General features: G+C 65.7%; 13 protein-coding genes. 4 read left to right on the forward strand and 9 right to left on the reverse strand.

The window, feature by feature from the left end:
• The first annotated feature begins 13 nt into the window (after positions 1-13).
• On the forward strand, positions 14-1,264 hold the full coding sequence (locus tag ERC79_RS15290; protein WP_131579299.1) for a cytochrome P450: 1,251 nt from the start codon (positions 14-16) through the stop codon (positions 1,262-1,264).
• 220 nt (positions 1,265-1,484) lie between these two features.
• On the opposite strand, the gene ERC79_RS15295 is transcribed toward ERC79_RS15290, so the two are convergent.
• Genes ERC79_RS15295 through ERC79_RS15315 form a run of 5 tightly spaced genes read right to left on the reverse strand, consistent with a single transcriptional unit; the run spans position 1,485 to position 6,016 of the window.
• Positions 1,485-1,904, reverse strand: a complete 420-nt coding sequence (locus tag ERC79_RS15295) for a nuclear transport factor 2 family protein (protein ID WP_131579301.1) — start codon at positions 1,902-1,904, stop codon at positions 1,485-1,487.
• 25 nt (positions 1,905-1,929) lie between these two features.
• Positions 1,930-2,793, reverse strand: a complete 864-nt coding sequence (locus tag ERC79_RS15300) for a TIGR03619 family F420-dependent LLM class oxidoreductase (RefSeq protein ID WP_131579302.1) — start codon at positions 2,791-2,793, stop codon at positions 1,930-1,932.
• Positions 2,794-2,805: 12 nt separating this feature from the next.
• Entirely contained in the window at positions 2,806-3,981 is a 1,176-nt protein-coding gene (locus tag ERC79_RS15305) for a thiolase domain-containing protein (RefSeq protein ID WP_131579304.1), read from the reverse strand.
• The gene (locus tag ERC79_RS15310; protein WP_131579306.1) at positions 3,981-5,045 is read right to left on the reverse strand and encodes a thiolase domain-containing protein; all 1,065 of its coding nucleotides are present in this window, start codon (positions 5,043-5,045) and stop codon (positions 3,981-3,983) included. Before ERC79_RS15310 ends, ERC79_RS15305 begins: the two co-directional genes overlap by 1 nt.
• Positions 5,046-5,059: 14 nt before the next feature.
• Positions 5,060-6,016 carry an OB-fold nucleic acid binding domain-containing protein gene (locus tag ERC79_RS15315; RefSeq protein ID WP_131581194.1) on the reverse strand — a complete coding sequence of 319 codons (957 nt, stop codon included), beginning with the start codon at positions 6,014-6,016 and terminating at the stop codon, positions 5,060-5,062.
• A gap of 117 nt (positions 6,017-6,133) precedes the next feature.
• On the opposite strand from ERC79_RS15315, the gene ERC79_RS15320 reads away from it, so the two are divergent.
• Positions 6,134-7,174 carry an LLM class F420-dependent oxidoreductase gene (locus ERC79_RS15320; protein WP_131579307.1) on the forward strand — a complete coding sequence of 347 codons (1,041 nt, stop codon included), beginning with the start codon at positions 6,134-6,136 and terminating at the stop codon, positions 7,172-7,174.
• 79 nt (positions 7,175-7,253) lie between these two features.
• On the opposite strand, the gene ERC79_RS15325 is transcribed toward ERC79_RS15320, so the two are convergent.
• The 4 genes from ERC79_RS15325 to ERC79_RS15340 all read right to left on the reverse strand — a co-directional run bounded on the left by ERC79_RS15325 (position 7,254) and on the right by ERC79_RS15340 (position 10,974).
• Positions 7,254-8,015 (reverse strand): 3-hydroxyacyl-CoA dehydrogenase, encoded by a 762-nt coding sequence (locus tag ERC79_RS15325; RefSeq protein WP_131579309.1) that lies wholly within the window; start codon positions 8,013-8,015, stop codon positions 7,254-7,256.
• A gap of 43 nt (positions 8,016-8,058) precedes the next feature.
• On the reverse strand, positions 8,059-9,252 hold the full coding sequence (locus ERC79_RS15330; RefSeq protein WP_131579311.1) for an acetyl-CoA C-acyltransferase: 1,194 nt from the start codon (positions 9,250-9,252) through the stop codon (positions 8,059-8,061).
• Positions 9,253-9,335: 83 nt separating this feature from the next.
• Entirely contained in the window at positions 9,336-9,959 is a 624-nt protein-coding gene (locus ERC79_RS15335) for a TetR/AcrR family transcriptional regulator (protein ID WP_131579313.1), read from the reverse strand.
• Between the two features lie 190 nt (positions 9,960-10,149).
• A complete protein-coding gene (locus tag ERC79_RS15340; RefSeq protein WP_131579315.1) occupies positions 10,150-10,974 on the reverse strand; it encodes a crotonase/enoyl-CoA hydratase family protein in 825 nt (274 codons plus the stop codon).
• A 79-nt stretch (positions 10,975-11,053) separates the two neighbouring features.
• On the opposite strand from ERC79_RS15340, the gene ERC79_RS15345 reads away from it, so the two are divergent.
• Positions 11,054-12,703, forward strand: coding sequence for an acyl-CoA synthetase (locus ERC79_RS15345; protein ID WP_131579317.1), 1,650 nt, complete (start codon positions 11,054-11,056; stop codon positions 12,701-12,703).
• Entirely contained in the window at positions 12,703-13,815 is a 1,113-nt protein-coding gene (locus ERC79_RS15350; RefSeq protein WP_131579319.1) for a nitronate monooxygenase family protein, read from the forward strand. Before ERC79_RS15345 ends, ERC79_RS15350 begins: the two co-directional genes overlap by 1 nt.
• The last annotated feature ends 18 nt before the right edge of the window (positions 13,816-13,833 follow it).

Consider the following 13,833-nt stretch of genomic DNA (forward strand, 5'->3'; position numbering starts at 1 on the left):
GCAGGAGACAGCAGTGGCGCAGCCCAACATTCCCGCAGGGTTCGACTTTACGGATCCTGACATCTACGCACATCGGATCCCGGTCGAGGAACTGGCCGAGATGCGCAAGTCCGCACCGGTCTTCTGGGTCGAACAGCCGGACGGCGTCGGTGGCTTCAACGACGGCGGCTACTGGCTGGTCACCAAGCATGCGGACGTCAAGGACATCTCGATGCGCAGCGAGGTGTTCTCGACTTACGAGAACACGGCGATCCCGCGCTTCGCCGACGACATGCAGCGCGAGAACATCGAGCTGCAGCGCTTCGTCCTGCTGAACCAGGACGCGCCGCAGCACACCAAGCTGCGCAAGCTGGTGGCCCGTGGTTTCACGCCGCGCGCGATCAACAGCCTCAAGCAGGAGCTCACCGAGCGCGCCGAGGCGATCGTCAAGGCTGCTGCCGAAGAGGGCAAGGGCGACTTCGTCACCCAGGTCGCATGTGAGCTTCCGCTGCAGGCCATCGCCGAGCTGATCGGTGTGCCGCAGGAGGACCGTGGCAAGGTCTTCGACTGGTCCAACCAGATGACCGGCTACGACGACCCGGAGCTCGACATCGACCCGCAGGCCGCGTCGATGGAGATCCTCGGCTACGCCTACCAGATGGCCGACGAGCGTAAGAAGAACCCGAGCAACGACATCATCACCACGCTCATCGAAGCGGACGTCGACGGCGAGGAGCTCAGCCCGGAGGAGTTCGGCTTCTTCGTGATCCTGCTCGCGGTGGCCGGTAACGAGACCACCCGTAACGCCATCACGCACGGTATGAAGGCCTTCATGGACAACCCCGATCAGTGGGAGTTGTACAAGAAGGAGCGCCCGAAGACGGCGGCCGACGAGATCATTCGCTGGGCCACCCCGGTCAGCTCCTTCCAGCGCACCGCGCTCGAGGACACCGAGGTCGGCGGTGTGCAGGTCAAGAAGGGCCAGCGCGTCGTCATGATGTACAACTCGGCGAACTTCGACGAAGAGGTCTTCGACGAGCCGTACAAGTTCGACATCCTGCGGGACCCGAACCCGCACCTGTCGTTCGGTGGTACCGGCGCCCATTACTGCCTCGGTGCGAACCTGGCTCGCATGGAGATCGACTTGATCTTCAACGCGATCGCCGACTTCCTTCCGGACATCACCGAGGTCGCGAACCCGCGTCGTCTGCGCTCCGGCTGGCTCAACGGCCTCAAGGAGTACCAGGTCGACTACAAGACCTCGGGCTGCCCGGTCGCACACTAGGCTCGAAGCTCTCCTCGGGCTCGAATCGACCAAGAGTCGGGCCACACGGACGCAGTAGCGTCAGCGAGATCCCTCATCCCTCGCTGGCGCTACTGCTTTTGTGTATGTGGATGGCGCGGCTGATACCGACTGGCGGTGCACGGCATTGCACACACGAGGATGGGGCGGTCACCGGATCCGGTAACCGCCCCATCGCTTTTCGGGAACTGGGTCTCGAGAATCAGACCTTCTTCAGCGTCTTCATCGCCCGGTCGACCTCCCAGAAGGCCCGTAGTGATTGCAGCTTGCCCGCGGCGTTGACGCGGTAGATGAAGACACCCTCGGCGTCGATCTGGTTGCCGGCGATCACGGTGCGAATGGTGCCGATGTTGACGTTCTCGTCACCGCACACCAGGGAGTCGTTGACGATGAACTTCAGCGATTCGGTGTTGGCGATCGTCATATCGTAGAACCTCGAAATCGCCTCGCGCCCATGATGACCCTTGCCCTCGGGGTCGAATCCCGAAGGGCCGACGGGATCTTCGACCCAGCCGTCCTCCGCGAAGAGGTCCAGCCACTCCTCCTTGCGCTTGCCACTTGCTGCGGACTGGGACGCCTTCGCGGCGGCCCGGGCCGGGTGTTCGGTATCCGTTGTTGTCATCGCGTGCTCCTAGTGGATGGCTGTGTCAATCCAGATACATGTCGGCGAACTTGCGCAGCGAGTCCTGTTTGGCCTCCAGCGGGGCGTCGAATCCGAGACCGTCGAAGATCCATGGGACAACAATGCTGTCGGTTACTCCGGCGTCGGCAAGCTGGGCGTACCCGTCCTTGCCGAACCGGTCGATGCACACCGACTGGATCTCGAATGGCTCGTCGGCCCGACCGTACTCGGCGCGAAGCTCGTCGAGCCGGGCAATGGTGGCAACCAGGTCGTCGAACTTGATCATCGCCGACGTCCAGCCGTTGCCCTCCCGCGCAGCGCGGCGCAGCGCGACGTCGGTGTGGCCGCCCACGTAGAACGGCACGGGCTTGCTCGGCGCCGGGCTGATCTGCAGTCGATCGAAGTCGAAGAACTCCCCGTGGTGTTCGACCATTCCGCCGGCCAGCAACTTCTTGATGATCTCGATCATCTCGTCGACGCGGGCCCCGCGACGCTTGTAGGGAGCGCCACACCACTCGAACTCTTCCGGTGCCCAGCCGATTCCGACGCCGAAGCCGAAGCGGTTGCCGGTGAGGTTCGCGACCGACCCCACCTGCCGCGCAATCAGTAGGGGATTGCGGGAGCCGAGCTTGAGGACGTTGGTGTAGAAGCCGATCGTGGTGGTGACCGCGCCCATCGCGGCGGCGGCGATCAGTGGATCCACCCAGGGTGTTTCCTCGTTCCACATCCGGGAGCCGTCGGGGGTGTACGGATAGTCCGCAACAGCCGTCTCCATGAAGAAGAGCGAATCAGGGAGTGCGATGTTCGCGAACCCGCATTCCTCGGCGGTCTGGGCGAGCCCGGTGAGTTGGTCCAGCGGGCACATCGCGACGCCGACGGTGAACTTCATGAATACACCCTTCTAGTTCGTCGGACGGTCGGAGCCGACCACCCACATCGAGAAGTACTGTGAACCACCGCCGTACGCGTGGCCGAGAGCCTTCCGTGCGCCGTCCACCTGATGGTCACCGGCGCGTTCCATCACCTGGATGGCCGCTTCGGCGAAGCGGATCATGCCCGACGCGCCGATCGGATTCGACGACAGCACACCGCCGGACGCATTGACCGGGAGCTCGCCACCGATCGCGGTCTCGCCCGCCTCGGTGAGCTTCCAACCCTGCCCTTCCGGCATGAAGCCGAGGTTCTCGAGCCACATCGGCTCGAACCACGAGAACGGTACGTAGATCTCGGCGGCGTCGATCTCCTTCAGCGGATTGGTGATGCCCGCGGCCTTCCACAGCGCGGCGGCGGCTTCCCGACCGGCCTGCGGATTGACCTGATCGCGTCCGGCGTACGTGGTGGGCTCGGTGCGCATCGCGGTGGCGTGGATCCAAGCGACCTTGCGACCGTCCGCGAGGATGGCGGCGGCTGCGTCTTCGTCGCCGATCACGACGGCGCACGCACCATCCGACGACGGGCATGTCTCGTCGTAGCGGATGGGATCCCACAGCATCTGGGATGCCTGCACCGACTCGATGGTGATGTCGGGCTGCTTGAGGTGAGCGTACGGGTTCATTGCGCCGTTGCGGCGGTCCTTGACCGCGACAATCGCGCCAATGTGCTCAGGGGCGCCCGAGCGGCGGATGTACGAGCGTACGTGCGGTGCGAAGTAGCCGCCAGCGCCCGCGCCGACCGGCATCGTGAACGGCACCGGAGTGGACAGCGCCCACATGGCGTTGGACTCGGACTGCTTCTCCCACGACACGGCGAGTACCCGCTTGTGGACACCCGCTTGCACGAGGCTGGCCGCGACGTTGGCTGTCGATCCGCCGACCGATCCGGCGGTGTGCACGCGCAGCAGCGGCTTTCCGTTGGCACCGAGCGCATCCGACATCGCCAGCTCCGGCATCATCGAACCCTCGAACAGGTCGGGCGCCTTGCCGATCACGATGGCGTCGATGTCGTCCCAGCCCACGCGGGCATCGGCCATCGCGCGGTCGATCGCCTCCCGAATGAGACCGGCCATGGTGACGTCGAGGCGCTTGGCGACGTAGTAGGTCTGGCCGGTGCCGAGGACAGCGGCATTCTGCTTCGCCATTAGTTGCGTCCTTCCAAGACTGCGACCAGGTTCTGTTGCAGCACAGGACCGCTGGTGGCGTGGGCGAGGGTGCGCTGTGCGTCACCGCTCATGATCTTGCGGGCGGCGTAGCCGATGCGCTCGAGTCCGCCGGCGAACATCGGGTTGCCGGTGAGCGGACCGCCCGACGGGTTGATCGCGGTGGCATCGGTGAGTCCGATCGCCTCGCGCAGGATCAGCTCCTGATGCGTGAACGGCGCATGCAACTCCGCAAATTCGATACTTGCGACATCGCCGCCCGTGACGGCACGCGCTGCGGCGGCCGTCGACGGGGACGTGGTGAGATCGCGGGACCCCATGTTGGGTGAGTCGATTCGATGCTCGATGCCGGAGATCCACGCGGGACGCTCGCACAGTTCGCGGGCACGGTCGCCGCGAGCCAGGATGATCGCGGCTGCGCCGTCGGTGACCGGAGCACAGTCATGTGCGCGCAACGGATCGGCGACGAACTCGGCGGCGAGTAGTTCCTCGAGGTCGACCTCGCCGGAGATCTGCGCGTTGGGGTTGCTCATGGCCGACGCGCGGTTGCGCTGTGCGACCCGGGCCATGTCCTCGGCGGTCCACTTGCCGGCGTCGAGGCCCAGGCGGGCCTGCAGACCTGCGACGGAGATCGAGTCCGGCCACAGCGGGGTCACGAGGTACGGATCCATCTGCATCGACAGGATCTGCCGGAGGTTTCCGGCGGAGGACTTACCGAAGCCGTACACCAGCGCGGTGTCCACCTCGCCGGTGATGAGCTTGACCCAGGCCTCGTAGAGCGCCCACGCGGCGTCCATTTCGACGTGCGACTCGTTGATCGGCGGTACGGCGCCGATCGCGTCGACCGCGGAGATGAACGAGAACGAACGCCCGGCCAGGTAGTCGGAGGAACCGGAGCACCAGAAGCCGATGTCCGACTTGGTTATTCCGAGAGTGGAGTAGAGCTCCTGAAAGCAGGGAACCAGCATCTCGACGCCGTTGGTGGTGCCACTGGTCTCACGCACATGGGGGGCCTGTGCGAAGCCGACGACTGCAATGTCTGTCATGGTTCTCGAGGCTCCTAGAGGTGGTGCTTGTAGGTGTCGTAGTCCGCGTCCGGCTCACCCGATGGGCGGAAGTGGGAGATGTTCTTGAGCGAGTACTCCCACTCTTCCTTCGGCTTCCACACGGCCTCGACGCGCATGCCCATCCGGACCTCCGACGCATCGCAGTCCAGGATCAGGTGCAGGAAGGGGATGTCGGCGCCGTCGAGCAGCACGTATGCCGCGACGTAGGGCGGCTTGATCTGCTGGCCCAGGAACGGCACGTTGACGATGCAGAAGGTGGTGACGACCCCCTTGTCGGTGAGCTCGACCTGCTCCTTGGTGGGGATTCCGTCGGTGGGGCTCGCGCCGCGCGGCGGGACGTAGACCTTGGCGCCGGGACCGGTGCGACCGCCGATGATCTTGCCCTCCGCCAGTCCGCGGAGGTAGTAGCTCTCCTCTGCGGACGCGGTGTGCGTGTAGTTGAGGTCGATCGGCGTGGTGATCATCGTGACCGGCTCGCCGCCGGAAACCGCTGCGGACGAATCGGAATCGCTCTCACCCGGCTCGAAGCACGCGATGTCCTGGATGCGGCCGCTGCGCTCGTCGGCCCAGCGAACTCGCACCCGCATGCCCGTGCTCATTGCATCGGGGGAGCCGGCGTCGACCGCATGCAGGATCGAGGTGTCCGCGCCATCCAGCTTCACCAGTGCCCATGCGAACGGACGCGCCAGTGGCTGACCCTCGATGGGCTCGGCCATCCACGACCAGCTCACGACGGTGCCGGTGTCGGAGACGTCTACGAAGTCGGTCATCGGTTCCGCGGTGACCGGATCGAATTCCGGCGGCGGCACGTGTACGCGGCCGTCGGATCCGCGGGCGCCGATGACCTTTCTGTCGCGGAGGGCCGTCACGAATGCACCGATGGTCGGACCTACCGATCGGGTGTAGTCGAATTTCAGATTCAGTGGCGCTCTCAGTGGTTGCTCGGCCACGCCGCTCTTGCTTGCTGTCTTTCCTGGGGTCACGGATTCGAGTAGAACAGGTTCCTATTATTGTGGCAAGGGTCACTTCTGAAGCGCGGCGGATATGGGAAAACTCGGAGGCACACAATGAAGCTGGGGTTACAACTCGGATACTGGGGTGCGCAGCCGCCGTCCAATGCACAGGAGATGGTGAACGAGGCCGACGCATCAGGTTTCGACGCCGTCTTTTCCGCCGAATCCTGGGGTAACGACGCGTTCACGCCGCTGGCGTGGTGGGGGTCGAGTACCGACCGGGTCCGCCTGGGCACCTCGGTTGCGCAGATGTCCGCGCGGACGCCGACGAACTGCGCGATGCACGCGTTGACGCTCGATCACCTCTCCGGTGGCCGGGCGATTCTCGGCCTCGGGGTGTCGGGCCCTCAGGTCGTGGAGGGCTGGTATGGCCAACCCTTCCAGAAGCCGCTCGCCAGGACTCGTGAGTACGTATCGATCGTGCGTCAGGTCCTCGCCCGCGAGGCGGCGGTGCGCAGTGACGGACCGCACTACCCGCTGCCGTACAACGGTTCCGGGTCGATGGGCCTGGGTAAGCCGCTCAAGCCGATCACCCATCCGCTGCGTGCGGACCTACCGATCTGGCTCGGTGCGGAGGGCCCCAAGAACGTTGCGCTGACCGGCGAGATCGCCGACGGGTGGCTCGCGATCTACTACACGCCGCGGCTCGCGCCGATGTACAACGAGTGGCTCGACGAGGGTTTCGCCCGGCCGGGGGCGCGCCGCAGTCGCGAGGACTTCGAGATCGCCGCGACGTGTCAGGTCGTCGTCACCGACGACCGGCAGGCCGAGATCGAGAAGCTCAAGCCGATCACCGCGTTGTATGTCGGCGGGATGGGCGCGGCCGAGCTGAACTTCCACGCTCAGGTCTACACCCGGATGGGTTACGGCGATGAGGTCAAGGAGATCCAGAAGCTGTTCCTGTCCGGCCGTAAGGAGGAGGCCGCCGCGATCGTCCCGGACCAGATGGTCGCGGACACCATGATCGTCGGCAACGCCGAAGAGGTGCGAACGCAGGTCAAGCAGTGGGAGGACGCGGGCGTGACGATGCTGCTCGTGACGTGCCGCAGCGTCGAGCACATGCGTGAACTCGCCGCGGCGGTCGGAACGGTCTGATCCTTCGACGGCACGAAAACGGCGCGGGCCGTGGTGGATACATCCACCACGGCCCACGCCGTCATCATCGTTCGACAGGTCAGCGCGGCGCCATGCGGATCGCGCCGTCGAGGCGGATGACCTCTCCGTTGAGCATCGGGTTCGAGACGATGTGCGCAGCGAGCGAGCCGTACTCGGCGGGATCGCCCAGACGCGACGGATGCGGCACCTGCTGGCCCAGCGATGCCTGCGCCGCCTCCGGCAGCGACCCGAGCAGCGGAGTCTTGAACAGGCCCGGTGCGATGGTGACGACGCGGATCAGCAGCGACGCGAGGTCACGGGCGATCGGCAGGGTCATGCCGACGACGCCGCCCTTCGATGCCGAGTAGGCGGCCTGGCCGATCTGCCCGTCGAACGCGGCGACCGATGCGGTGTTGATGATGACGCCGCGCTCGCCGTCGATCGGTTCGGTCCGCGCAATCCGCTCGGCTGCCAGGCGGATCACATTGAACGTGCCGACGAGGTTGATGTTGATGACGCGGCTGAAGTCGGCGAGCGGGAACGCCCCCTTCTTCCCGATTGTCTTGACCGCGTTGCCGATGCCCGCGCAGTTCACCGTCACACGCAGCGGGCCGAGAGACTCGGCGAGATCGAGTGCTGCGGTGACGGAGGCCTCGTCGGTGACGTCTCCGGCAGCGAACCGGACGCGGTCGCCCAGTTCCTTCGCGACGACCTCGCCGTCGGAGGACGGGAGGTCGAGGATCACGACGCTGGCGCCGTCGGCCAGGAGAGCCTTGACGGTGGCCAGGCCGAGGCCGGACGCGCCTCCCGTGACGAGGGCGACGCTGTCGTTGACGATCATGTGGGGTCCCTTCGGATCAGGTTGTGTACGAGCCTTGTTCGGGTCAGAGTCGTTCGATGACGGTGGCATTGGCCATGCCCGCGCCCTCGCACATGGTTTGCAGGCCGTATCGGCCGCCGGTCGCCTCGAGATAGTTGACGAGGGTGCCGAGCAGTCGGGTTCCGGACGATCCGAGGGCGTGGCCGAGCGCGATCGCCCCACCCCACGGGTTGAGCTTGTCCGGATCGGCGCCGAGTTCGTGCGCCCAGGCCAGTGGCACCGGCGCGAACGCCTCGTTCACCTCGTAGGCGTCCAGGTCGTCGATGTGTAGACCGCCACGCTCCAGCACTTTTCGGGTCGCCGGGATGGGGGCAGTAAGCATGAGTGTCGGGTCGTCGCCGACGACTGCGAACGAGTGGAAGCGGGCACGTGGCGTCAGGCCCAGTTTGGCCGCCATCGCCTCGCTCATGATCAGGACTGCGGAGGCGCCGTCGGTGAGCGGCGACGAGTTGCCCGGAGTGATTTGCCAGGGCGCTTCGGGGAAGCGAGCCGCGAACTCCTCGGTGCGGAACGACGGCGTCAGCCTCGCGAGGCCCTCGGCGGTGGTGTCTGCGCGAACAGTCTCGTCGATCCGGTGCGCAACGGTGCGCCCGTCCGCACGGACCACGTCGATCGGCAGGATCTCGTGCTGAAACGCCTCGTTCGCGATCGCGGCGGCGGCCCGCTGGTGTGAGCGCGCGGCGTAGGCGTCGAGGGCGTCCCGGTCGAGTTTCCACTTCGCCGAGATCAGCTCGGCTGAGATGCCCTGGTGAACCAGGCCGTCGGGGTAGCGGGCGGCGATGCCCGGGCCCGACGTGTCCATTCCGATCGAGGAGGTGCCCATCGGGATCCGGCTCATCGATTCGACGCCGCATGCGATCACGATGTCGTAGGCGCCGGCGATGACGCCCTGAGCTGCGAAATGTGCGGCCTGCTGGCTGGACCCGCACTGCCGGTCGATCGTCGTGGCCGGAACGGAGTCCGGGAACCCTGCGGACAGTAAGGCGGAGCGGGAGATGTTCAGCGCCTGCTCGCCGACCTGCTGAACGCAGCCGCCGATGACGTCGTCGACCTGAGCGGGATCCAGATCGTTGCGGGTGACCAGCGCACGCAGGACGTAGGCGAGCAGTTCGACTGGGTGGGTACCCGCGAGCGCTCCGCTGGGTTTCCCCTTGCCGGACGCGAGCCGAACGGTGTCGACGATGACTGCCTCGGGCATGGTGGTCTCCTCTCGGCGGAACACTTACTTATCGCTCGTTAAGTTTGGTATCACGGCGACCTCCCGGGGGTCAATTCTGCGGGTCATCCGGTGCGGGCGCCGACGATTCTCGTCGCGATTGCGGCGTACCGGGCGGCCACCGCCTGTGGTCCGACCTCGCCCTCTGCGTGATACCAGCGTGGGATCGCCTGACACATACCGAGAATCGCGCGGGTGGTCTCGGCGGGATCCTCGGCGTCGAACGCGCCGATGCGTACGCCCTCCTGCACGATGTCGAGAACGAGGTTCTCGACGCCCTTGCGGACGGCGCGATAGCGCCCGCGATTCTCCGGGCTCAGGTACCGCGATTCGCCCTCGACGGCGGCCAGGCGGGCTCGATTCGTCATCTGCAGCACGATTGCCGACACCACGTTCACGAGTCGGCTCGCGGGATCATTGCCGCCTGCGTTATCGGCGGCATGTGCCCTGGTCAGGACGTCGCAGGTGGACAGCTCGATGAGCGCGACGAGCAGCCCTTCCTTGCTCTCGTAGTGGTAGTACAGAGCCGGCACCGTCAGCCCCACGCGGCGGGCGATCTCGCGTACTGAGGTGCCGTGGAAGCCGAACTCGTAGAACGCGTCGAGTGCTGCGGACAGGATCGGGGTGAGTTCGAGGGGCTCGACACGTCGCCAGTCGGGCCGGGCCGCATCACCTGCAGTAGTGCCCATGGGCGGCGTCACCTGTCCAAACCTCTTCATCGTCGGTCAATGCTCATCGTCGGTCAATGCCCGTCGAGAATACGCGCGGCTCGGGCGCCGACCCCGTCGACGAGCCGTGGGCCGGCCCAGTAATGACTGAAAGGTCCCTTCATGCGCGGTGGGCGCGTGAAGGGACCTTTCAGCTGGAGTGTGGTGGGCCCTACTTGCCGGAGAAGTTGGGGGAGCGCTTCTCGGCGAACGCGCGGGGGCCTTCCTTGGCGTCTGCGCTCTTGAACACGTCGGCGCCGAGCTTGGCGTCGATCTGGAACGCCTCCTCCTCGTGCATACCCTCGGTGTCGCGGATGGTCTTGAGGATCGCCTGGACTGCGAGCGGGCCGTTGTTCGAGATCGTCTCGGCGATCTCGAGCGCCTTCTCGAGTGCCTGACCGTCGGGCACGACGTGACCGATCAGTCCGAGCTCCTTGGCTTCCGTCGCCTTGATGTGGCGTCCGGTGAGCAGGATGTCGGCGGCGACGGTGTACGGAATCTGACGCACCAGCCGGACCGCGGAACCGCCGAGCGGGAACAGGCCCCACTTCGCTTCGGAGACACCGAACTTGGCGCTCTCGCCGGCGACTCGGATATCGGTGCCCTGCAGGATTTCGGTGCCACCAGCGATTGCGGGGCCCTCGACAGCCGCGATGAGCGGCTTCGTGAGGCGACGGCCCTTGAGCAGGGCGGGCAGCTTCGACAGGTCCCAGCCGCCCCCCTCGAACTTGTCTCCGGGGGAGTTCTCGTTCATGGCCTTGAGGTCGGCGCCCGCGCAGAATGCGCCACCCGCGCCGGTGAGGATCGCTACCCGGATGTCGGGATCGGAATCGACCTGGTCCCAGGCTTCGGTCATGATTGCCATCATCTCGCCGGACAGAGCATTGCGTGCCTCGGGGCGGTTCATCGTCACGATCAGGACGTGTCCGCGCTTCTCCACGAGGCAATGGGGCGAGCTCGCCGGAGCTTCAGCGTGTTCGGTGGTTTCGGTGGACACTGGAGGCTCCCGAATTGTGTGTGAGTTGAGTCTCAAGCTGGGTCTTGTCACCGACAGTAACACGTTCTACTTTGTTGACGTGGCCATTAATATCGCAGACCTCGTAGAGCACTCGATCGACCTCAACCCGGACCGTATCGCGCTGGTATCCGCCGACCGCGAATTCACATACGCGCAGCTGGAGGAGCGGGCGAATCGGCTGGCCAACTACCTGCGGGATCACGGCGTCAAGCCGGGTGACAAGGTGGGCATCCTCAGCCGCAACACCACGGAGGCCATCGAGGCCATGGTCGCGGTGTTCAAGGCCCGAGCGGTGATGGTCAACGTCAACTATCGGTATGTCGAGAACGAGTTGCAGTACATTTTCGAGAACTCGGACATGGTTGCGCTCATCCACGAGCGCCGTTACTCGGACCGAGTAGCCAACGTCCTGCCGAAGACACCGCTCGTGAAGACGGTGGTCGTTGTCGAGGACGAGTCGGATCTGGACTACTCGTCCTACGGCGGAGTCGAGTACGAGCAGGCACTGTCGCAGGCTTCGCCCGAGCGCAACTTCGGCGAGCGGAGCCCCGACGACATGTTCATGCTCTACACCGGCGGCACGACGGGTATGCCCAAGGGGGTCATGTGGCGGCATGAGGACTGGTGGCGCGTACTCGGTGGCGGCGTCAACTTCGTCACCGGTGAGCGGGTCGAGGACGAATGGGAGCTCGCCAAGGTCGGCGCCGCGAACCCGGCGATGGTGCGCTTCCCGATCCCCCCGATGATCCATGGCGGCTCGCAGTCCGCGGTGTTCCACAGTCTCTTCGGTGGCGGAACCCTGGTGATGCACCCCGAGTTCGACGGCCACGCGGTGTGGCAGGTCATCGACCGTCACAAGGTCAACCTCATCTTCATCACCGGCGACGCGATGGCTCGGCCGATGATCGACGCAATAGTCGCCGGCAATCCGGAGACCGGTGAGCCGTATGATCTTTCGTCGTTGTACGTGATTGCCAGCAGCGCAGCTCTGTTCTCGCCGGCGCTCAAGGAGCAGTTCCTCGATCTGCTGCCCAACCGCCTGCTCACCGACTCGATCGGTTCGTCGGAGACCGGTTTCGGTGGCCTGAGTGCCATCACGAAGGGCTTCGAGCACACGGGTGGCCCGCGGGTGAAGATCGATGCCGCGACGGTCGTCATCGACGATGAGGGCAACCAGGTCGAGCCCGGATCAGGTCAGGTCGGACTGCTGGCGCGACACGGCCACATTCCGCTCGGATACTACAAGGACGAGGAGAAGACCAAGGCGACGTTCAAGGTCTTCAACGGCGTCCGTTATTCGATCCCGGGTGACTATGCAACGGTCGAGGCCGATGGCACCGTCACGATGCTCGGCCGGGGGTCCGTATCCATCAACAGCGGCGGCGAGAAGATCTACCCCGAAGAGGTGGAGGGCGCCGTGAAGTCGCATCCTGACGTCTTCGACGTCCTCGTGGTCGGTGTGCCCGACGAGCGGTTCGGTCAGCGAGTCGCGGCGGTCGTCGCGCCGCGACCGGGCACCACGCCCAGTCTCGCCGACATCGTCGAGGCGGCCCGCAAGGAGATTGCGGGCTACAAGGTGCCGCGCAGCATGTGGGTCGTCGACGAGATCAAGCGTTCCCCCGCCGGTAAGCCCGACTACAAATGGGCCACCGCGCAGACGCAGTCGCGTGCGGCCGACGATCACCTCACAACCGGTAAGGACGCCTGATGCACACCGATCTCGCCGAGAAGTTCGGCATCGAATACCCGATCTTCGGCTTCACGCCGTCCGAGCACGTTGCGGCCGCGATCTCGCGGGCCGGCGGGCTCGGCGTCCTGGGCTGCGTCCGGTTCAACGACCCGGAGGAGCTCGAGGCGACCCTGACCTGGATGGACCAGAACACTGACGGCAAGCCGTACGGCGTCGACATCGTGATGCCGGCCAAGGTGCCCACCGAGGGCGCGGCCGTCGACCTCGACAAGCTGATCCCGGCCGAGCATCGAGCATTCGTCAACCGCACGCTCGACGAGCTGGGCGTGCCGCAACTTTCCGATGACGTCGAGCACGCGACCGGTGTCCTGGGCTGGCTGCATTCGGTGGCCCGCTCGCACGTCGATGTGGCTCTGGGACACCGGATCGCACTGATCGCCAACGCGCTCGGCTCGCCGCCGAAGGATGTCATCGATCAGGCGCACGAGAAGGGGGTGCCGGTCGCGGCACTCGCCGGAGCTGTCGAGCACGCGCGCAGCCACGTCGCGAACGGTGTCGACATCGTCATCGCGCAGGGGTACGAGGCCGGCGGTCACACCGGCGAGATCGCCTCGATGGTGCTGGTGCCCGAGATCGTCGACGCGATCGGAGATTCCGCGGGCGTCCTTGCCGCCGGTGGCATCGGCAGCGGACGTCAGATCGCCGCGGCACTCGCGCTCGGTGCGTCGGGAGTCTGGATGGGCTCGTACTGGCTCACGACCTCCGAGTACAAACTCGGCAGTGCCGCCGAGGGGCCGTCGTCGATCCAGCGCGCGCTGCTGAGTGCAACGTCGGCGGACACCGTCCGTTCGCGGATCTACTCGGGCAAGCCGGCACGTCTGCTCAAGACGAAGTGGACGCAGGCGTGGGCCAAGCCCGATGCGCCCGAGCCGCTGCCGATGCCGTTGCAGAACATCCTCGTGAGCGAGGCGCACCAGCGTATCTCGGCGAGTGACGATCCCGAGGTCGTCGCAATGCCCGTCGGCCAGATCGTCGGTCGCATGAACGAGATTCGTCCCGTCGCCGAGATCATGGCGGAACTGGTCGAAGGGTTCGAGGCGGCAGTGTCCCGGCTCGACAGCCTCAAGTAGGCCGGTAACCACCACGCG

Origin of the sequence: Rhodococcus sp. ABRD24, from assembly GCF_004328705.1 — a bacterium.
Lineage (GTDB): Bacteria > Actinomycetota > Actinomycetes > Mycobacteriales > Mycobacteriaceae > Prescottella.